We start from the raw sequence: 20,427 nt of genomic DNA on the forward strand, positions 1-20,427 counted from the left end.
ACCATGAGTGAAACGAACAGATCCTTGAGCTACCTGGGCGGCGGCGTCCTGATTCTGCTGGTCGCATTGGTGACGGTCCCCAGCCGGGTCGCCCCCGACGCCTTCCTGGACGTCGGCGAAGCCTTCTTCCCCGAGTTCACCGATCCCAACGTGGCGGTCTCCTTGGAAGTCGTGGATTTCGACGAGGACACGGCTTCGGCGCGCCCCTTCAAGGTGACCTCCGAGGGAGGCAGGTGGACCATCCCGTCCCACCACGAATACCCCGCCGACGGCAAGGAGCTCCTGGCCAAGACGGCCGCCGGCATCATCGAGATGCGCAAGGACGACTTCCGGTCCAACAACGTCGCCGACCATGAGGCCTGCGGAGTGCTGGACCCGCTGGACGAGGGAGAGACCAGCCTGCGGGGCCGGGGGCGCCGGGTCACCATCAAGGGGGAGGGGGACGAGGTCCTGGCCGATATGATCGTGGGCAAGAAGGTCCAGGAGCGGGAGAACCTCCGCTTCGTCCGATTGCCGGAGCAAAAGCGGGTCTACGTGGCCCAGATGCCGGTGGAGCCCTCCACCAAGTTCGAGGACTGGATCGAGAAGGACCTGCTGCAATTGGAGAAGGACGACATCGTCCGGGTCGTTCTGGAGAACTACTCCATCAACGAGCGGACCGGCTCCCTGAATCGCCGCGGCAAGCTGGTGCTGACCAAGAAGGAGGGCGATTGGGCCTTGGACAAGCTCCGCGCCGACGAGGAGATGGAGACCTACCGGGCCAGCGAGTTGATGCGGTCCATCGACGAGCTCAACATCGTGGGCGTCCGGCCCAAGCCGGAGGGGTTGTCCCGCACCCTGATGCGGACCGAGGGCTCGTCCAGAATCACTCAGGGCGACATGATGTCGCTCCAGAGCAAGGGGTTCTACTTCACCCGCCAGGGATCGCTGGTCTCCAACGAAGGGGAAATGACTGTGCTGACCTCCGACGGCGTGACTTACACGCTCCGCTTCGGCGAGGTGGTCTACGGTTCGGGGGCCGCGGTCACCGCGGGCAGCGAATCCAGTGACGACAAGGAGAGCGGTCCCGGTGAGAACCGCTACCTGTTCATCAGCGCCTCGTTCAATGACAAGGACATGCAGAACCTGCCGGCGGAAGAAGAGGAGCGCAAAGAGAAGGTGGAGACGGCGCGGGAGCGCTCCGAACAGCTCAATGCCCGCTTCGCCGCCTGGTACTACGTCATCTCCGACGACAGCTTCGACCGGGTCCACCTGAGCCGCGACGACCTGGTGAGAGAGAAAACCAAGACTTGACGGTTGCCGTCCCGCGGAGCTGCGATGGGACGGCCGAAGTCCGCCTGGCGTGAGACGAACAGAAACTCCTTGGTGACCGAAACGAGTTATCGAGTGGCGCCGCCGGGGTTCACCCCGGAGCAGTGGGAGGAGTTCCTGGAACGGGGAATGCTCGTTTTCAGGAATGCCCTGTCCCAAGAGGAGGTGCACCGCTACGTCGAGGCCATCGATCGGGTCTGCGCATCGGACCCGAACTACCGGCACGGCCAGGACTATCGGGTCACCAACGCCGTGACGGCGGACCCGGTCTTGAGCGAGCTCATCGACCATCCGCGTCACGTCGGGTACGGCTACGATCTGTACGGCGAGCTGTTGAAGGTGCAACGTTCGGACGTCTTCGTCCGGCCCCGGAACACGAACCGGAGCATGTGGCATCCCGACTCGCCCCGGCCGACTCCCTATGCCAGCTTCTCGCCCGTGCTTCCCCTGCGGCTCTGCATCGGCTACTGGCTCACCGGCCTGCCCCGCACCGGAATGGCCAACTTCATCTACATGCCGGGCAGCCACAAGAGTCCGGAATTCGAGCACTACTACACGCACCGGAGCGTTCCCGGCGAGGAGCCTCTCTGCGTTCCCGCCGGGACCATCACCGTCATGCACTGCGGGACCTGGCATCGGGTGGACGTCAACGAGACCGACACGGTGCGGAAGAACATCTTCATCAGCTACTGTCCGTCCTGGCTCTGGGAAGGAGACCGGCGGCAGTGCGATCCGGAATGGATCGCCAGCCTGAACCGGGAGCAGAGAATCATCATGCGCAGCTTTCCGGAGGCGCATGACCGGACCAATCCCCGGGCGGAGGACATCCCGCTGTTCCTGAGCCGGGAGACCCGGACCGACTCCGACCCCGACGCCGATCCCAAGATCCCGTTGCGAATCCGGAGGCGGCGCACCCTGCCGGAGAAGATGGGGTTCCGGAACGAACCGGAGCCCGGTTCGCCTCCCTCCGGAGACGGTCTCGTGACCCCGACGGTCTCTCGGAACATCCGGCCGGCGTTTCCCGTCGACCTCCCCCTGAACCAGGTCCCGGAGAAGTTTCGAGAGCTCATCGGGCTGGACCGTATTCCCGGGCGCGTCGACTTCACCCTCGGGGAGGCCGGAGAAGCGGAGCAGGAGGAAGGTCTGCGGGAGAGCCGCATCACCTTCTCCAACTATCTGGGAGAGGTGATCCCGGCCCGGTTCATCCGCCCCCGGGAGCCGTCAGGCCCGCTGGCCGGCCTGGTCTGCATGAACGGCACGGGCAGCACCGCCGACCACGTCGCCCACGAGCGCTGCCATCGGCCCCGGCCCGACGAGGGTCCCCTTTTCGGCTGGGGACGGGAACTGGCGCGCCGAGGTTACGCCATGTTGACCTTCACTCCCAAGGGCGCCGAGACGCGGCGCATCACACTGGGGCGTTGGGAGGAGGAGAACCGGAGGCTGATCCCTTACGGCAGATCCCAGATCGGTGTCATCGCCGACGAGGTGCTTCGAGCGGCCCGGGTACTGGGCGCCCAGGAGGGAGTCGACGCCAACCGCATCGGGTTGGCCGGCATGTCGCTGGGTGGCTGGGCCACCTGGCTGGGCATGGCGCTGGGCGACTGGATCCGAACCGGCGCCTCCGTCTGCGGCGGCCTGGGGAGCCTGCGCATCAACATCCACGACGGCATGCCCGAACGCCACAGTTCGTTCGCCTACCTTCCCCACATGCTCCGCTACTTCGAGCATTGGGACATCGTGAACAGTTGCATCGCCCCCCGTCCCTTCATGATGTTGGCGCCCACCGAAGACGAGGACATGCCCAAGGCCGGGGTCGACCGCCTGATCCGGGAGGTCGAGCCGGTTTACGCCGCAGCCGGAAAGCCGGATCACTTCAAGGTGTACCAGCCCCCGGGCCGGCACGTCTTCAGGCTGGAGTACTTCGAGCTGGTCTGCCAGTGGTTCGACCGCTTCCTGGGAAGACGGCCGTAGCCCGATACCAATAGACGTCCGGCGTTCCCGCCTCCCGCGCTCGTCCTAACTGTGTCGATGATTTGTTCCGGACGTGGATCAGCTGCAAGATCGGCCGACCGGGAAAGGAACAGGCCACTGCGCCCGCCTACTGTCCTTTACGAGCGGGAGCAGGAGTTGCGGGACAGGGGTCCGTCCGCAATTGAACGGGACGCCGGAACCGGGACGGGCGGACGAAGTACCGGACACGTAAACGGATACGATCACATGAGGAAACGTCTAAAGTACTGATATGATTGATTTCGGAATGCAGAATAACCGGACATCAAAGGGGACATGAAAGAGACTGTCGTCGACCGCGGAGAAAGTGTCGGCCTGATGGAGCCGCTTCTCGCCGGCGACAGGGCCAAGCATAGTTTCAGCCTGAGTGACTTCGCCGTCGATCTGGCCGCCAAAGCGGCCGGGCTGCGGCGGAGCCTGCCGGGGGGAGTTGCCGGTTCGCTTGCCAATCTCGTGCGGGCGATGAACTGCTACTATAGCAACCTGATCGAAGGTCACGACACCCATCCGGTCGATATCGAACGTGCCCTCAGAGACGATTACAGCACCGATCCGAAAAAACGCAATCTGCAGCTTGAAGCCAAGGCGCACATTGCCGTTCAGACCTGGATCGATGACGGGGGAGTCGACGGTTCTGCCCTGACGGCGGCGGGTGTGCGTCAGATCCACAGGCGGTTCTGCGACCAAGTGCCCAGGAGCCTGCTCCGGTTGACCGATCCCCGAACCGGCGAGGAAATCCGGATCATTCCGGGGGAGATCCGTACCCGGGATGTACAGGTGGGCCGGCATGTTCCCGTCAGCCCGGGCGCGATCCCGCGATTCCTGGCCCGGTTCGAAAGCGCCTACTCGAACTTGGGCAAGGCCGACGCGATACTGGCTGCCGCGACTGCCCATCACCGCCTGCTGTGGATCCACCCGTTTCTGGATGGCAACGGCCGGGTCGCGCGGTTGATGTCCCATGCCGTTTTGCGGGAAACACTGGATACCGGTGGCGTCTGGTCGGTGGCGAGAGGCCTGGCTCGAAGTGAGGGCGCGTATAAGGCGCACCTTGATGCCTGCGACCAGACCCGACGCAACGATCTCGACGGACGGGGCCATTTGAGCGAAGCAGCGCTGATGGAATTCACGGCATACTTCCTGACCACCTGCATTGATCAGGTCGATTTCATGGAGCGTCTCATTCAGCCTGGGCGGCTTTGCGGACGTATTCTGGTTTGGGCTGAGGAAGAGATTCGGGGGAAACGGCTTCCCCCCCATGCCGGCGCCGTGCTCGAGGCGGTTCTCATTCGCGGAGAGCTTCCCCGGGGCCATGCGGCGAGGGTCCTGGGTGTCGGCCGGCGCCAGGCCCGGCGGATCACCTCGGCCCTGCTCGACCGCGGTGTTTTGACCTCCGCGAGCACCCGCGCTCCGCTAAGACTTTCCTTTCCGGCGGCTCTCGCCCACCGCTGGATGCCCGGATTGTTTCCGCAACGGATCACCTCATAGCTTGGACGCTGAAGGACATTCCACATCGGGGTGAAATCGCGAGAGGTGTGGTCCCGTTCATGACCACGCCGCCCGGAAGCACACAGCCCGGACGCGAAAAAGGGACGGATTGGGTGCGTATTCCTCAATACACGTCCGGTGCTCCCCCGCCGACTCCTCCTTCGTCGACGGTGTGTTCCCGGACGTAGTCGAAGTCGATGTCGTCCCCCAGGCCGGGACGCTCGGGGACCCGGACGCAGCCCTCCTCGTCAATCGGATCATAGAGGGTCTTCTGCCACGGAAAGGGACGATAGCGTTCGACCATGGGATGAAGCAGTCCCCACTCGTAGAACCAGCCGTTGTCCATGGTGCAGAGGACGTGCATGTTGTGCGGGCCGCCGCCATGCACCTCCATCCTGAGGTTGAAGGCCTGGGCCAGGTGGATCAGCTTCAGGATCGGCGTGATGCCTCCCACTTCGCCGGTGCCGCCCCGCAGCATGTCGCAAGCTCCGCTCGTCACCCACTCGGCCCGGGACTGGTAGCTTCCTTCCAGGTTCTCCGGTCCCAGCACCGCCATGTCCAGCTTGCCGTTGAGCCAGACGTAGGAGGACATGCTGTACTCGTTCATGGGTTCCTCGATCCAGAGAAAACCCAGTTTCTCGATCTCCCTGGAGAGGTAGAGCGCCTCGACCCGGTCGTAGTGGTGATGGGGGTCCAGCATGAGGGTGATGTCCGGCCCGACGGCCTCCCGGACCGCGGCGCAGGCGGCCACGTCCCGCTTGACGTCGGGTGCGCCGGGCAGGGGGGACATCCAGGTGTGCAGCTTGATAGCCTTGAAGCCGTCCCGCACCAACTCCTCCGAGAATCGCGCGTAATCCTCCGGGCTGCTGAGGCCCCCCGGGATGTCGTCGCCCGCATTGATGCTGGCGTAGGCCGGAATCCGGGTCCGCGCGGCGCCGATCATCTTGTAGACCGGGATCTGCAGAAAACGTCCGGCCAAGTCCCAGAGGGCGCAATCGACGTGGGCGATCATCATGTCGGGCAGAGAATTGGTGAGCTTCTGCATCCGCCGCATCCGTTGCCAGATCTTCTCCCGGAAAAAGGGATCCTGACCCAGCAGGGCCGGCTTGATCAGGGAGTCCACGATTCCCTGGGAGGGTCCGGCAAAAAAATAGCCCTCGGCTCCCTCGTCGGTCCGGATCGTCAGCATGTTGTTGGTGGTCCAGCGCTCTGCTCCGGCACAGGAATGGCCCTCGTAGTCCCGATACCACTTGGTCCGGTAACGGAAAGTGTCCACCTTGATATCCGAGATCTTCATGGCTCAACTCCTGGCGGGTTGGAATGCCGGTCCGGAACGGGCGGCAAACGGCTTGAGGGATGCTCCCGGGAGACGGTCAGGGACGAAATCGAAACGCATAGATTCCCGCGTCCCTCAGGCGCACCCGCAACCGGACGGGAATGTCGGCCAGGCTGGAGAGGTCGGCGCCGGACTTCCATTGCACCACGCCGCCGATGCGATCGCCGACCAGGGGAAGGCAGTCTTCCAATCGGAATCCTTCCAACGCCTCACCCTGCTGGTTCCGGATCTCCACCTGTATGGCGCCTCCGCCGCTGGTCTTGTAGTTCAGCTCCAGTTCCTTGCCCCGGAAGAGCAGAGGATGAGTCGTGAATTCTCCCCAGCCTTCGTAGGGCCCGTCCACCGAGACGAAGCCGTCGGTGCGAAGCGTGGCCCGCCGGATCCGGCTCTCCCGGTCCCGGTAGAGATCCGAGTAGTAGAGCGAGAGTTCCCCGGGTCCGGTCCGGATCACACCCTGTCCCACGATGGGATTGCGGTCCAGCCAGTTGCGCTCGTCTGGCCCCGGGGTGAGGTAGGGCTCCCGAAAGGTCCTCTCCCACCGGATTCCATCCCTGCTGTAGACGAACCGCACGTCGGAAAGGCCCGGGTACGGAGCGCCCGGATACGACCGGTCGGTATACAGAATCATGGGAAACATGAAGAAGGCGGAAGCGGCCCGGGAATACTTGACCGCCGCGTTGGTGTAGAGATGGAAGTCGGGAGGATCCTGCTCGTCAGCGGTGAAAACCAGCTTCGGTTCGGTCCAGTGGAGAAAATCGGAGGACTCGGACCGGCGGATGGCCCGGCGGCCCCCTTTGAACGCTCCGGGCACCGACGGATCGACCCCCCTGAGGTAGATGACGTAGCGCTCCCGTTCGTCGTCCCAGAGCAGAGTGTTGTGGCTGTCGAAGGGGCCGTTGGACAACAGGGGATTCGTCGCCACCGGCGTCCAGCGGATGCCGTCGGGAGAGACGAACCCGGAGATGCCGTTGACCCGGGAGATCATCTTGTAGCGGGTGCTGCTCCCCGGATCCTGATTCGGGTCCAGCAGGACGCTGATGTTGGTGAAGTCCTCGGGCGCCCCCAGGATGTTGTTGTCCGTGGAACCCTCGAATTCAAATCGCCCCAGACTCGGTTTCTCCCAGACGATCCCGTCCCGGCTCTCGGCATAGCAGGTCAGCACCGTGTCCCCGGGAGCGTCGACGCGAGGATCTCCGATGGAGACCCGGTACCACATGCGAAACCGGCCGCCGTCCTTCAAAACGGACGTGTAGTGGAGGCTTTTCCCCTCCCAGGGACGTTCGCACCGAATCACGGTCTCGCGGGGAACCGGCCGGTGCAGGGTCAGCTCCACGCCCTCGCTGTGGTCGAACCACGACTCGTCCAGCAGCAATTGGCGCCGGCTTCCCACGTCGAGCGGTTCCCGGACCTCCGGTGTCGGCGAGCAGGCGGAAGGCGCCAGCAGCCCGAGCAGGATCAGCAATTTCCCAACATTTCGCATGCTTTTGCCTCTTGCCATTTGAGTTCCCAGTCTACTACGACCCACCAGTCGGAAATCACGCCAAGAATCGGTATTGGATGAAGAGTTAGCCGCTCTCTACCGCTGTTTCCCAAAGTAGTCGGATTGGCACGGCATAGAGACGGTCACCAAACCGGGTGCACATCTCTCCGTCGTACACGACCACACCTCCCGTGAAACGGTTTCCCAGTACCGCCTTCAGCTTGCGGAGACCTCGGAAGTCTGCTTGGGTGACGGTTGCTCCGGCCTTGATCTCCACTCCCGCAACGGCCATTGCCCCGCGCTCGATGACGATGTCCACCTCGACCTGGTCTCTGTCCCGGTAGTGGAAGAACTGCAGGGGAACCGGATGCCAACTGGCTTGCCGCCTCAATTCCTGGAAGACGAAAGTTTCAAGCAGTTGACCCAGCAGTGTCCGGTCGGCCGAGAGCGAGACCGGGTCCGCGCCAAGAAGCGCACAGGCAAGACCCGTGTCTCCGATATGGAGCTTCGGTGTCTTGATCAGTCGGCTCAGACGATTGCTGTACCACGCCGGAAGCCTCTCCAACAGGAATACTCTCTCAAGCAGTGCAACGTAGTTTCGTATGGTCGGCCGGCTGAGCTGGAACGGAGCGGCCAAGTTGCTTACGTTGAACAGTTGCGCCGTTTGCACGGCTGCCAAAGTAAGCAGCCTCGGAAGCGCTTCCAGCGTGCTGATCCGGGCCAAGTCAGGGACATCTCGCTGCGTTTGCGCATCGAGGTAGTTGCTGTACCAGTTTGTCCGCCGACGTCCGGTCGGCCGAGCGAGCGCGGCAGGATATCCCCCGGAAACGATGCGGTCGGCCAACTTTCGGCCCAGCCGTTCGATCGGCCGGATCCTGAACCGTCCTCCGAAAAGGGTGTCAAGGAACCCGGGAGACCTGTCCACCGCAAAACCGGCAGCAGATCGTCCTTCGATTTCAGATTGAGCCAGCGGATGCAAACGGACGATTTCCAACCGACCCGCCAACGAGTCCTGGATCGTCGGAACCTGGAGCACATTGGTCGAGCCTGTCAAAACGAAACGGCCCGGCACCCGTCTGCGATCGACCTGCATCTTCAAAGCGGTAAAGAGTGCGGGGACCCGTTGTATCTCGTCCAGGATGACGCGTTCGGGAAGATCGGCGACAAAGCCTATGGGGTCAGCCTGGGCGCCGGCGCGTGCATCGTCGTCGTCGAAGTTGACATAGGTGTAATCCCGCCGTCCGGGGACCAGGATGCTCGGTGGACGACCGTGCCAAGTCAGATGTTTCGGAGCACAAACCATCTGGGCCAGCGTCGTCTTGCCGCACTGGCGCGGGCCCTGGATCAGGACGACGGGCGAATCCTCCAGCGCTTCGGTCAGCAATCGCTCGGCATGACGTGGATAGAATGCAGGTTCGACCATCGGCAGATTGCAACTTTCACATACGGCAGATTGAAAGTTTCAAGCACGGCAGATTGTAACTTTTATATGCGGCAGATTGAAAGTGTCCTGCAAGATCGCGTCGATTTTTGATCATTGATTGGTCGACGGGAGCCATCACTGGGCCGAGTGCACTCTCCTGCCACGGCGGCCATCGGCGAGCGTCGAGGCGGGATGTGGGTTCGCAAGTAGCGACGTGGATTGCGAACGTACGATGCAAGTCGTACATTGGTCGGCCATTGATATTGAGAAACGGTCGTGCGGCCGCTTGGGATGGCGAACCGGTTGGTACGAGAACCGGAGAATCCCGAACACGCGTAAACCGAACTTGCCAAGTGGCGCATTCTGCAACGGTCAGTGTGGGGTAGGGAATCCGATGATGCGTGGAGTCGTTGCTCTTCTCCTGACGGCCGCTGTCTGGCTCCATGGGGACCTCTTTGGCGCACTGTTGGCGCAGGAAACCGACGAACCGGTGCGGCTGATCTACGACACCGACATGGGGAACGACGTCGACGACGCCATGGCGCTTGCCGTCATTCACGCGCTTCAGGACCGGGGAGAATGCCGGTTGCTTGCCGTGACCGTCAGCAAGGACAACTTCTATGCGGCCGCCTACTGCGATCTGCTCAATCACTACTACGGGAGACCCGGAGTCCCCATAGGGATCGTCCGAAATGGTCCCACGCCGTTGGATGGCCGGTACGTTCGCCAAATCTGCGAAGCCGGGGATCAAGGCAGGTTGCGGTATGCTCGATCTCTGACTCGTCCCGGCGAGGTGGAGGAGGCCACCCCCTTGCTGCGGCGGACATTGGCGGGTCAGCCCGATCGATCGGTGGTCATGCTCCAGGTGGGTTTCTCCACCAACCTGGCCCGTCTCCTCGATTCTCCACCCGACCGATACTCCCCGCTTCAAGGAAGAGATCTGGCGGCCAGGAAGATCCGCCTGCTCTCCATGGTGGCGGGCAGCTTCGGTCAGCCCGGGCCGAAGGATAGGCGGGAGTACAACGTCTACAAGGATCTGCCGTCCGCACGAAAGCTCTTCGACGCCTGGCCCACGCCCATCGTCGTGAGCGCCTACGAGGTGGGAATGGCCATCCGTTACCCTGGAGAGCGCATGCGGCGAGAGGCCGGCGCCGCCGTGGGCCATCCCGTCCGCGAAGCCTACCGGTTGTACGTCCCAAACCTTCCGGACCGTCCCACCTGGGATCTGACCAGCGTCCTTTACGGGGTGCGCCCCGGACGCGATGACTTCCGGATCTCGGAACCGGGGGAGGTGACCCTCGATCCGGTAGGCCGGACCCGTTTCGAGCCGGGCGGCCACGGGCGCCATCGGCATTTGAAGATCGACGAGCGGCAGGTTCCTCGAATCCGCGAACTGCTTGTGGAGTTGGTCGAGCATATGCCGTAATCCGCGCCCGGTTTCCGGTACCGGTGAGCTCAAATACGCCGTAGATCCAGGCACAGCATCAGAGATTCGGGTTAAACTACTTTCGAACGCTGTGGTTGGCGCTCACGGTTTTTTTCTGGAGGAGACAGGTCCGTCATGAATTTTCGTTGTCTCACCGCAGTGGCCTCCGCCGCCTGCCTGCCGCTCTCGAGCGGCTACGCCCTTACCCCTGCCGCGCAGGCTGCCGGCTCCATGCCCATCGGCGAACCCTTCCAGATTCAGGCGCCCCCGGAATTACCCCCCGTCCACTTTCCCGCAGACAACCCGCCGACGGTCGAGTCCAACTCCCTGGGCCGCGGCCTCGACGACGTCAAGAATTTCTCGCAGGAACGGAAGGGCCTGACGGCCTTTCCGGAGACTCCGGCCGGCGAGATCCCTCCCGGAGTGGGAGCGCTCGTCTGATCGCAGCTCTCGGAGGAGATCCACGGGATACGGCAAAGCGCAGATTCCTGGAAGAGTTGGACAATTTCGTTCTCTTCCATCTGGGATCGGACGCCCGGGTCGAAGTCGGATCGGGCGAAGGCGGCCTCTCGGTAGAGATCAGCCATCTTCGTGTGAAAAGCTTTCGCCTGGAGTTGCCCTGGGAGCGGGTGCAGGACTTGGCCGGTGACGACGAACTGCTGGAAGATTTCCTGCTCGACCAGCTGACGATCCACCGGAGGTAGCGCCCTGGCGTCCTTGCGCCACGCTGCAGCCCCGTCGAACGGCGGACTCGGAACGGTCGAAAAGGGCGCCAACCGCGCCGAGCGTTTTCGGCCACGAAACGAGCATGGTTTCGACTCCGGGAGGTTTTTCCGGGGGTCCGCCCGGATCGAAGCGTCCCGGCCGGCATCCAATTGACAGGCGTATCGCGTTATGTGTAGAACCATCGTACGTTTAAAACGATTGTTTTACCGGGAGAACCATGCTGGCCACCAGGTCCAGGATCCTGAATGCGGCGGAAGGGCTCTTTGCGGATCGGGGATTCTCTGCGACCTCGGTTCGGATGATCACCTCCCGGGCCAAAGTGAATCTGGCCGCCATGCACTATCATTTCGGTTCCAAGGATCAACTGATTCAGGAACTCTTCGCCCTTCGGCTGTCTCCTCTCAATCGGCAGCGCCTGGCGCTCCTGGACCGTTGCCAGGCAGGCGGCGGTGCGGGGGAGCCCTCCCTGGAACAGATCCTGGAGGCGTTCGTACGACCTCCGGTACAACTGATCCGGGATCCGGAGAGGGGCGGCATGCGTTTCATGCAGCTTCTCTCCCGGGCCTTCAACTCGCCCGACGGAGCGATTCGGGAGATGATTTATGGACAGTTCGCCGAAGTGATCGAGCGTTTTTCCGGCGCGCTGGGTCCAAGGCTGCCCCATCTTTCCAGGGAAGAAGCGTTCTGGAGATTCCATTTCATGGTAGGGGCAATGTCCCATACGCTTCACGTGATCGCCGACTGGAAGAATCTGGAGAACCTTTTTCTGGATGTTCCGGAACCGTCCCAGGTGGACGAGGTCGTCGACCGACTGGTTTCGTTTCTGGCAGCCGGCTTTCGGACTCCGATTCCATCACGGGAAAACTGCAGATGAGATCCACTCACTTTCTCTTCCTGGCCATGCTGCTTTCGGGAGCCGCCTGCGTCCGGACCGCCGCACCCCCCGAAAGGCAGCCGAGTCTGCCGATTCCAGAGGCGTGGGATTCGGGGACGGCAACGGAGGGGCAGGTGGATGTCCATTGGTGGAAACAGTTTCAGGATCCGCAATTGGATGCGTTGATCGAGGAAACGCTCCGCCACAATTCTCAACTGCGGGCCGTCGCCGCCCGCTTGGAGACGGCCCTGATCGAGGCCGAGTTCGCCGGCGCCGACCGGATGCCGTCGGTTGGACTCAGCTTGAACGGGCGCCGTCAGCGGCAGAACTTCATCGGTTTTCCCATACCGGGTTTCGAAGGCCGGGTGCCTCGGGCCACGTTCACCAACCTGGGCGCCTCCCTGGACATCAACTGGGAAGCGGACCTTTGGGGCAGAATCCGCAGCGGCGAAATCCTGGCCGGTGCTGTCGCCTCCGCGCATGCGGCGGATCTTGCGGCGGCGAGGCATTCGTTGGCGGGCCAGACGGCCAAGGCTTGGTTCGCCTGTTCGGAGGCGAATCTTCAACTGGCTCTGGCCCGCGAGATGGTGGCCAGTTTCGAGGCGACCTCTCGGTGGCTCCGAAACCGCTTTGAGGCGGGTCTGGGGCCGGCCCTGGAAATCAGTCTTGTGGAGGCGGACATTTCTGCCGCCGAATCCGCCATCCATCTCCGCCGCGAGCAGTTGGACCGCGGTATTCGCCAAGTCGAACTCCTGGCGGGACGCTATCCCGACGGGGATCTTCAAGCTGGAAAAAGCCTTCCCGAGGTTGCCTCCGGTGTTCCGGCCGGTGTCCCCTCGCAGCTCCTGACGCGCCGGCCCGATCTCATCGCGGCGCAGCGGCGTCTGCTGGCCTCCGATGTGGGAATCGTTCAGGCTCAATCGGCTCTGCACCCCCGCCTGAGTCTCACCACGGCCGGTGGAACAGCCACCAAAGGTCTGTTGAGCCTGTTGAACGCGGACTTCGCCGTCTGGAGCCTGCTGGGCAACCTGGTCCAGCCCATTTTTCAGGGAGGGCGTCTCAAGCGTCAGGTCGACATTGCCCAAGGCCGGTCCCAGGAAATCCTGGAAACCTACGCCGGTGCGGTGCTGCAGGCCTTCGGAGAGGTCGAGACGGCCCTGTCGGTCGAGAGTTTCCTTAGAGATCGGTTGCGCGAACTGGAGGAATCAGTCGCGGAGGCCGCAACGGCCCGCGAACAGGCCCGGTTTCGCTATCGCCACGGTCTTGGGGACATGCTGGTGGTGTTGCAGACGGATCGTCGAATCCTCAACTCCAAGAGTCAGATCCTCTCTCTTCAACGACTCCTTCTCGAGAATCGGATCGATCTCCACTTGGCGCTGGGAGGCGGCTTTGACCCCGGCGCTCCGCCGGGCGCCCCGGGAGCGCTCCTCCCGGTGACTTTTGCCGGAGAGAATGGAAATTGATCAAGCTTCTGCTGAAGGTATTGCTGCCCGTGGCGACTTTGGCCGTTGCCTCGGCGTGGGCCTGGAAGATATTCAATGATCGGCCCGTGGTCGAGACTCGCCCTCCGGAGATACCGGTCCCGGTGATCCGAGCCGTTCCCGCAGAGCTTCAAACACTCCGCCTGACGGTCGGCTCCCAGGGAACTGTGGCTCCCCGAACCCAGACCACGTTGTTCCCCGAGATTGCGGGCCGGGTCCTGCAAGTCTCCCCCTCTCTCGCGGACGGGGGCTTCTTCGAGGCGGGCGCTGAGCTTCTCAGGATCGACCCCACGGACTACCAGCTCCAGGTGGTTCAGGCCGAAGCCCAGATCGCGCAGGCGCAACTTTCCCTGGAGACGGAAGAGGCGCAGGCCGAGGTCGCCCGGAAAGAGTGGCAGAGTCTGGGAAATGGGGAGGCCAGTCCCCTCTTGCGGCGAGTGCCCCAGATCGCCCGGGCCCGGGCCGCACTCTCATCCGCTCAGGCCGCTTTGGCCCAGGCCGAACGGAACCTGGAAAAGACCCGGATCAGCGCTCCGTTTGCGGGGCGGGTCCTTCGAAAAAATGTGGATATCGGGCAATACGTGACCCCGGGGACTTCCATGGCCACCATCTATTCCGTGGACTATGCGGAGATTCGGCTACCGCTTCCCGACGAGGAGCTGGCGTATGTGGATCTGCCCCTCAGCTACCGCGGCGACGCCTCGCAGCAGCGCCAACCCGTCGTCCGGTTGCGGTCCGAGTTCGGCCAGCGGAACCACTCCTGGGCCGGGAGAATCGTGCGGACCGATGGGACCATCGATCCTCAGACCCGGATGATCCACGCCATCGCTCAGGTTGCCGATCCTTATGGCCGGGGCCCCGATCCGGATCGTCCCCCTCTCGCCGTGGGCATGTTCGTGGAAGCTGAAATCCAGGGCCGTTTGATGCGGGATGTCGTCGCGTTGCCCCGGGCGGCCCTTCGGGGCGAGGACCAGGTGCTGGTCGTGGACCCGGAATCCAAGCTCCGCTTCCGCCGCGTCAACGTCGTGCGCCTGGAACGGGAGAGGGTGCTCATCGATTCCGGTCTCAAGGAGGGTGAACTGGTCTCTCTGGCCACACTGACCACGGTCGTCGACGGCATGAAGGTCCAGGTTCAGCAGGATTCCAGCCCCCAGGAGTCACCATGACGGGGCTGCATCGTACGGTTTCGTAACTGGCCGGCGTCAGGCGGACACACTGCTATTGCGGCAACCGATCAGGATTGGAAGGTTATGACCAAAGTTGATGAGATCCCGATTCGCCTTGCCGAAGAACTGATCCTCCTGATGCTCAACGAACGGAGCGGCTATTTGGAGATGGTTCCAGGCTGGAACTTCTCCTGCGTCATGGCGGGCGCCGTAATCGCAGATCTCGCGCTGGCAAATCGCATCGACACCGATCTGCAAGTGCTGTATATCACGGATCCCACTCCAACGGGAGACAACCTGCTCGATCCGACGCTCAGCGAAATCGCCGAGTCCAAGGAACTCTTCGAGGCACAGTATTGGATTGAACGGAACGCGGCCCGTTCCGAGGAAATCGTAACGGCCACGCTGGACCGCTTGGTGGAGAGGGGAATTCTCGAGTATCGAAGCGGCGGATTCTGGATGCTCTCGCGCGACGTTTCGCGCTCGGGAAGCTATTCGACGTCCGACAACAAGATCCGTCAGGAAGCCAGGGCAAGAGTCCTGGACGCCATCTTGACCGACACCATTCCGGATCCCCACGACGCCATTCTCGTTGCCTTGATGCATACCTGCGACGGGTTCAAGCTGGTGCTTTCGCCCGAGGATTACGAGGAAAAGCTCAAACGGATCGAGATCATCGCCCAGTTGGACCTGGTGGGGCGGTCGGTTGCCGAGGCGGTGAAGCAGAGCAGCGTCAACCCGAAGACCCGACGGGTTCTCCAAGCCAAACCGATTCCGAAGCTCGGGATCGTCGACCTCCTGCGGGTGCGTGACTTCCGTTCCGGGAATATGGCCAAGGCGATGCACGAAATCTTCCGGAAGCACGGACCGGTCGTCCGGGTTCCCTTCAAGATGAACAAGCAACCCGTCGTCGCCTTGATGGGGCCGGACACGAATCAGTGGGTCAACCGGCACGGCCGATTCTATCTCCGGTCGAAGGACTACATCGAGGGGCTGGAGCGTTTGTTCGGCGCGTCCCGAACACTTCCCGGCATGGATGGCGCCGAACACTTCAAGATGCGCAAGTCCCTCCACGGTGCCTATTCCCGTGCCACGCTTGCACGGCGGCTTCCGGAGTTGGTCCACCATTGCCGGCAATCGATCGGCTCCTGGAACGAAGGCGACGTTTTCCGCGCAACCGGGACCCTCCAGACCCATATCAGCCGTCAGGTCTCGAGCCTGACGATGGGAGTGGATTGCAGCCACTACGTCGACGAACTGCTTGAGTACGAACATCGTGCGCTGGTCATTGGGGTTCAGGGCCTGTTGCCGAAATTCATGCTGTCCACGCCCAGGATGAAGCGGGGGGCCCAGAGGGTCGTTCAACTCCAAGAGGAGATCATCGCATCGCATACGTCGGCGCAGAGGAAGGGGAAGCCACTGGATATTGCCGATGCCATCCTCGAACTCCATCGAAACGACCCGCAGTTCCTGCCCGAAACGGACCTCACCTTTCCGTTCGTCGCGGCGATGGTCGCCAGTATCTACCTGGGGAGCGCGCTCGGCTTCGCCGTCTATTGCATGGTTCGAAACCCGGATGTGTACTCGGGGATCCGTCGAGAAGCCGAGGCGCTTTTTGGTGACGGGCGTGAACCGAAGCCGGAGGACTTCACTCGCGAAACCATCGACGTCACACAGCGGCTCCTGCTGGAAACCGGACGCCTGTATCCCGTGATTCCGTGGCAGTTGAGAACAGTCATGAACCCGTGCATCGTCAGTGGCTTCGAGATACCTCCCGGGACGCGGCTTCTGATCTCTCAGACCGCGTCACACTACTCCGGCGACTTGTTCAAGGATCCGCTGAAATTCGACATCGATCGATACCTGCCGGATCGGGCAGAGCATTTGCAGCCGGGGGCCTACGCTCCCTATGGCCTGGGTACGCACGTCTGCTTGGGGCGGCCGTGGGTGGAGCTTCAGATGGCCGTCAATCTTCTGCTCATCGCATACCACGTGAACCTGAAAGTGTCTCCGGCAAGCTATAAGCTCGGCATCAATCCGTTCCCGACCGCCGCCCCCAACAAGAAGTTCAAGCTCCGCGTCGTTAGAGTCACGAATCCGGTCTCTGCAAGAAAGCACGCGCCGGCACCGCCGCAGGAACCGGACGGGCTAGGGAACCGGAACGGCCCCCGCTGCCCGGTGACGGGAATTCGCGCGTAGATTGACGGCCAGCAGCGCCGGCACAAGCAACAACAGGATCCCGGTCGTAATCATGATCCCGACCCCGAGGGACGCGGCGAAGGGGACCAGGAATTGCGCCTGGATGGCCCGTTCGAGAATGAGGGGCGTGAAGCCGAGAAAGGTCGTCACCGAGGTCAGGATGATGGGCCGGAAGCGTCCCTTGGCGCCATCGATGATTGCAGTCTTTGCATCGGCGCCCTCCCGGCGGCGCTGATCGATGAGATCCTTCCTGACCAGCGAGTCGTTGATGGTGACGCCGCTGAGCCCGAAGAAGCCCATGAGCGATGCCGCACTGATGGGGACTCCCAACACGTAGTGGCCTGGGACCACGCCGACCAGGCCGAAGGGAATGATGGCCATCACGAGGAACGGTCTGACATAGGAACCCTGGGAAAGGGGAAGGAGCGCGAAAATCGCCAGCATGGCGAGCACGAAGCCGCGGTAGAGAGCGTCCAGAGACTCCAACTGGTGCTGCTGTTCGCCTCCGAAGGTGAAGGCGATGCACGGACCAAGCTGAATAGTCTGTATCCGCACCTTTAAGTGTTATTGGGTGCCAGGCACGCACATGTGCCTGGGGAATCGGCGGGTGGAGCTTCAGTTGGGCGTCAATCTCCTGCTTATCGCGCACCACCTGAAGCTGGAAGTATTGCCGAAAGACCACAAGCTCGTCATCAATCCATTTCCGACAGCTGCTCCCGGCAAGAAGCTGAAGTTCCGCGTTGCTGAGGTCACAAACCCGATCCGAGTACGCAGGCAATCCTCCGCGCCGCTGCCGGAAGTCCCTGCCTGGTTCATGCGCTGCGATTCCAAGTCCCCCGGGGAAGGGCCAGCCCGCATGATTCACCAACTTTGGTGCCTGATTGGGGAGATCGGCTGTGATACAGTGTGGGGGCACAGGGTGTATTGTTGCCCAGCATGTAAATTGCTAATAACAAACTTGTTACTACGATTTCATGCCCCATGCCACGCCCTTTGCTGAGCTATGCGGGGTAAGCACGTCACTTGCCCGCCTAGCCGTCTTGGATCGACTGGAGAGCCTGCCTTGAGGCCCGTGAGGCGATTCCGCGAACTATCCAATGCGCTGAAGGCCGCATTCGACGGGTCGAACGTCGTCCGCCGCGTGCACGACTTCGAAGGATGGACCGACAGGGAGTCCCGCCAGGATTCCGAAGCGCTCTACGACCACACGCTGACCGTGAAGGAATACTACGACCTTTGCAGCGAGTTCATGGTCTTCGGTTGGGGAGAATCCCTGCATTTCGCGCCGCTGTCGTCTGGCGAGAGCTTGGAGGACTCCAAGATCCGGCACCAGCGACTCATGATCTCCAAGCTCGAACTGCGCCCGGGCATGACGGTAGTCGACATCGGCTGCGGGATCGGCGGTCCGATGCGCCGGGTCGCCCGCGAGGCCGATGTAAGGGTGGTCGGAATCAACGTCAGTGAAGTCCAGTGCAACAACGCCCAGCGGTTGAACGCCGCTGCGGGGCTCGATCACATGACCGACTGCCAGGTGTGCAGCTTCATGGAGATGAGCGCCATCAAGGACAAGACGTTTGACCGTGGCTACGCGATCGAATCGACCTGCCACGCGGCCGACAAGGTGGCTGCGTTCGCCGAAATCTACCGTGTCCTGAAACCCGGAGCTCTCTTCTGGGGCCAGGAAATGTGCATGACGGACCTGTTCGATCCCGGCGACGATCGGCATCGCGCCATCAAGCGAGAACTCATGCACGGCATCGCGCTCAAGGAAATCGCGACGTTCCGGGAGGTCAACCGGGCGCTCGAAACCGCGGGATTCGAAGTCATGGAAGGGTTGGACCTCGCCAGCGACCAGCAGGGTCCGGTCAGGCCGTGGTATCAGCCCATGGAAACCCGGGGCGGACTGCTCGGCGGCGCTTTACGCCGGACCCCGATGGGTCGCAAGGTTGTGAGGAGGGGATCCAGGATGGCCGAGTTTCTCGGTACGTTCCCGAAAGGCTCGACGGAGGTCGTCGGGCTACTGGATCGGACCGCAAACGCCTATGTTGCCGGGGGCAGGGCCGGGATTTTCACACCGCTCTACTGTTTCGTGGCGCGGCGGCCTCTTCGGGGGTAATTGGCGGCCTGCAGACACGGTAGTGTGGCATTCGACGGGTGATGCATCCCGGCGAGAACGCGTCGCTTCGCAGCTCCCATCGTTGAGTTTCGGTCGGAATACGCCCGGGCCGATCTTCCGGTGGGCGCTCCTCCCCCACTCGCCCTGTCAACCGGGAACCTCGCAGGCCAGTTCTTCCGGTGTGGCCTCGGTGCGCGCGCCACTTTCCCCACCGGCCGTCAGCCCCGCGTCGAGGTCAGGCGCAGATGGAACGAGGAAAGCGCCGGCACCAGAAACATGATGATTGTCGTGGTGAAGAGGATGCCGCAGCCGATCGAGGCGGCGAAGGGAACAAAGAACTGCGCCTGAATGGCGTCTTCGAGAATAAGGGGGGTGAAGCCGAGGAAGGTGGTCAAGGAAGTCAGCATGATCGGGCGAAATCGCCCCTTCGCACCCTCGATGATCGCGGTTCGCACCGGAGTGTTTTCCCTGAGCTTCTGATCGATGAAATCGATCATCACCAGGGAATCGTTCACCACCACGCCGGCGAGGCCGAATATCCCGACAAAGGATTCCGCGCTCAAGGCTACCCCCAGGACCCAGTGACCCAGGATCACGCCGATGAACCCAAACGGGATGATGGCCATGATGATGAACGGTTTGGTGTAGGAGCGCAGCGGAATGGCCAGCAGCGCGAAGATCATGAGCAACGCGATCACGAATCCGCGGAAGAGACCGCCCAAAGAGTCGAGCTGCTGCTGCTGTTCACCTCCGAAGGTGTACGTGAGTTCCGGGTTTTCGTCGATGAGTTCCGCGAGGATAGTGTTCTCCAGAATGTCATTGGCGGTCCCGGCGGAAATCACGCTGGCATCCACATCAGCGGTAACCGTGACGATGCGCTGGCCGTCTTGGCGCCGGATGGTCGGCGGCGATGTGCCCGAACTCAGCGAAGCCACGCGGCTTAACGGCACGTCGGCACCGGCTGGCGTACGGAGCCAGTATCGCTCTACGTCGGTGATCGAGTTGCGCTGCTCCTCGGGTAGTCGCACATAAACCCGAACTTCTTCACGTCCTCGCTGCACGCGCACGGCCTCCACGCCAAAGAAAGCGGCTCTCGTCTGCCAGGCAAGATCATCAAGCGTGAGGCCGAGGGTGCGCGCTTCGGGACGCAATCCCACCTGAACTTCTGGGATACCGCGAGCGTGATCAGAGCGTATGTCGAAGACGCCTCCGACCCTGCTCAGGCCATCGACTGTGGAAGATGCGATCTCGACCAGGCGTTCCGGATCCGGGTGGGACAGCGCGACCTCGACCGGGTTGCCCAGTGTGTAGATCTCGCTGATGTAGGTGACCGCGCGCGCATGAGGCAGGACACCCACCTCCTCGCGCCATGCCTGCACGACTTCTCCCGAAGT

At 62.5% G+C, this 20,427-nt stretch carries 16 protein-coding genes; 11 read left to right on the top strand and 5 right to left on the bottom strand.

All coding sequences use genetic code 11. The features are described 5' to 3' along the window. Positions 1-3: 3 nt before the first annotated feature. From OXT71_18090 to OXT71_18100, 3 genes are all read left to right on the top strand, one after another. Entirely contained in the window at positions 4-1,293 is a 1,290-nt protein-coding gene (locus OXT71_18090) for a DUF4340 domain-containing protein (GenBank protein ID MDE2928303.1), read from the top strand. 72 nt (positions 1,294-1,365) lie between these two features. Then, positions 1,366-3,282, top strand: coding sequence for a phytanoyl-CoA dioxygenase family protein (locus tag OXT71_18095; GenBank protein MDE2928304.1), 1,917 nt, complete (start codon positions 1,366-1,368; stop codon positions 3,280-3,282). Between the two features lie 315 nt (positions 3,283-3,597). After that, complete coding sequence (locus tag OXT71_18100; GenBank protein ID MDE2928305.1) at positions 3,598-4,806, top strand: Fic family protein; 1,209 nt, start codon at positions 3,598-3,600, stop codon at positions 4,804-4,806. Positions 4,807-4,930: 124 nt separating this feature from the next. On the opposite strand, the gene OXT71_18105 is transcribed toward OXT71_18100, so the two are convergent. From OXT71_18105 to OXT71_18115, 3 genes are all read right to left on the bottom strand, one after another. Next, a complete protein-coding gene (locus OXT71_18105) occupies positions 4,931-6,103 on the bottom strand; it encodes an enolase (protein MDE2928306.1) in 1,173 nt (390 codons plus the stop codon). A gap of 76 nt (positions 6,104-6,179) precedes the next feature. Beyond that, positions 6,180-7,622: a hypothetical protein gene (locus OXT71_18110; protein MDE2928307.1), complete on the bottom strand. Its 1,443-nt coding sequence runs from the start codon at positions 7,620-7,622 to the stop codon at positions 6,180-6,182. An 85-nt stretch (positions 7,623-7,707) separates the two neighbouring features. Beyond that, a complete protein-coding gene (locus tag OXT71_18115) occupies positions 7,708-9,045 on the bottom strand; it encodes an ATP-binding protein (protein ID MDE2928308.1) in 1,338 nt (445 codons plus the stop codon). 394 nt (positions 9,046-9,439) lie between these two features. Between OXT71_18115 and OXT71_18120 the strand changes: the two genes are divergently transcribed. From OXT71_18120 to OXT71_18150, 7 genes are all read left to right on the top strand, one after another. Then, entirely contained in the window at positions 9,440-10,471 is a 1,032-nt protein-coding gene (locus tag OXT71_18120) for a nucleoside hydrolase (GenBank protein ID MDE2928309.1), read from the top strand. A 135-nt stretch (positions 10,472-10,606) separates the two neighbouring features. After that, the gene (locus OXT71_18125) at positions 10,607-10,912 is read left to right on the top strand and encodes a hypothetical protein (protein MDE2928310.1); all 306 of its coding nucleotides are present in this window, start codon (positions 10,607-10,609) and stop codon (positions 10,910-10,912) included. 56 nt (positions 10,913-10,968) lie between these two features. Further along, positions 10,969-11,175, top strand: coding sequence for a hypothetical protein (locus tag OXT71_18130; protein ID MDE2928311.1), 207 nt, complete (start codon positions 10,969-10,971; stop codon positions 11,173-11,175). Between the two features lie 239 nt (positions 11,176-11,414). Continuing rightward, positions 11,415-12,071: a TetR/AcrR family transcriptional regulator gene (locus tag OXT71_18135; GenBank protein ID MDE2928312.1), complete on the top strand. Its 657-nt coding sequence runs from the start codon at positions 11,415-11,417 to the stop codon at positions 12,069-12,071. Continuing rightward, positions 12,068-13,534: an efflux transporter outer membrane subunit gene (locus OXT71_18140; GenBank protein ID MDE2928313.1), complete on the top strand. Its 1,467-nt coding sequence runs from the start codon at positions 12,068-12,070 to the stop codon at positions 13,532-13,534. The genes OXT71_18135 and OXT71_18140 overlap by 4 nt, the downstream gene beginning before the upstream one ends. Further along, the gene (locus OXT71_18145; protein ID MDE2928314.1) at positions 13,531-14,718 is read left to right on the top strand and encodes an efflux RND transporter periplasmic adaptor subunit; all 1,188 of its coding nucleotides are present in this window, start codon (positions 13,531-13,533) and stop codon (positions 14,716-14,718) included. Before OXT71_18140 ends, OXT71_18145 begins: the two co-directional genes overlap by 4 nt. An 84-nt stretch (positions 14,719-14,802) precedes the next feature. Further along, the gene (locus OXT71_18150; protein MDE2928315.1) at positions 14,803-16,917 is read left to right on the top strand and encodes a cytochrome P450; all 2,115 of its coding nucleotides are present in this window, start codon (positions 14,803-14,805) and stop codon (positions 16,915-16,917) included. Here OXT71_18150 and OXT71_18155 read toward each other — a convergent pair. Beyond that, complete coding sequence (locus OXT71_18155) at positions 16,867-17,472, bottom strand: efflux RND transporter permease subunit (GenBank protein MDE2928316.1); 606 nt, start codon at positions 17,470-17,472, stop codon at positions 16,867-16,869. The genes OXT71_18150 and OXT71_18155 overlap by 51 nt on opposite strands. A 517-nt stretch (positions 17,473-17,989) precedes the next feature. Between OXT71_18155 and OXT71_18160 the strand changes: the two genes are divergently transcribed. Continuing rightward, positions 17,990-19,033 (top strand): class I SAM-dependent methyltransferase, encoded by a 1,044-nt coding sequence (locus tag OXT71_18160; GenBank protein MDE2928317.1) that lies wholly within the window; start codon positions 17,990-17,992, stop codon positions 19,031-19,033. Positions 19,034-19,251: 218 nt separating this feature from the next. Here the strand turns inward: OXT71_18160 and OXT71_18165 are convergent. Then, a partial coding sequence (locus OXT71_18165; GenBank protein MDE2928318.1) for an efflux RND transporter permease subunit occupies positions 19,252-20,427 on the bottom strand: 1,176 nt, incomplete at its 5' end.

Source organism: Acidobacteriota bacterium (genome assembly GCA_028874215.1).
Lineage (GTDB): Bacteria > Acidobacteriota > UBA6911 > RPQK01 > JAJDTT01 > JAJDTT01.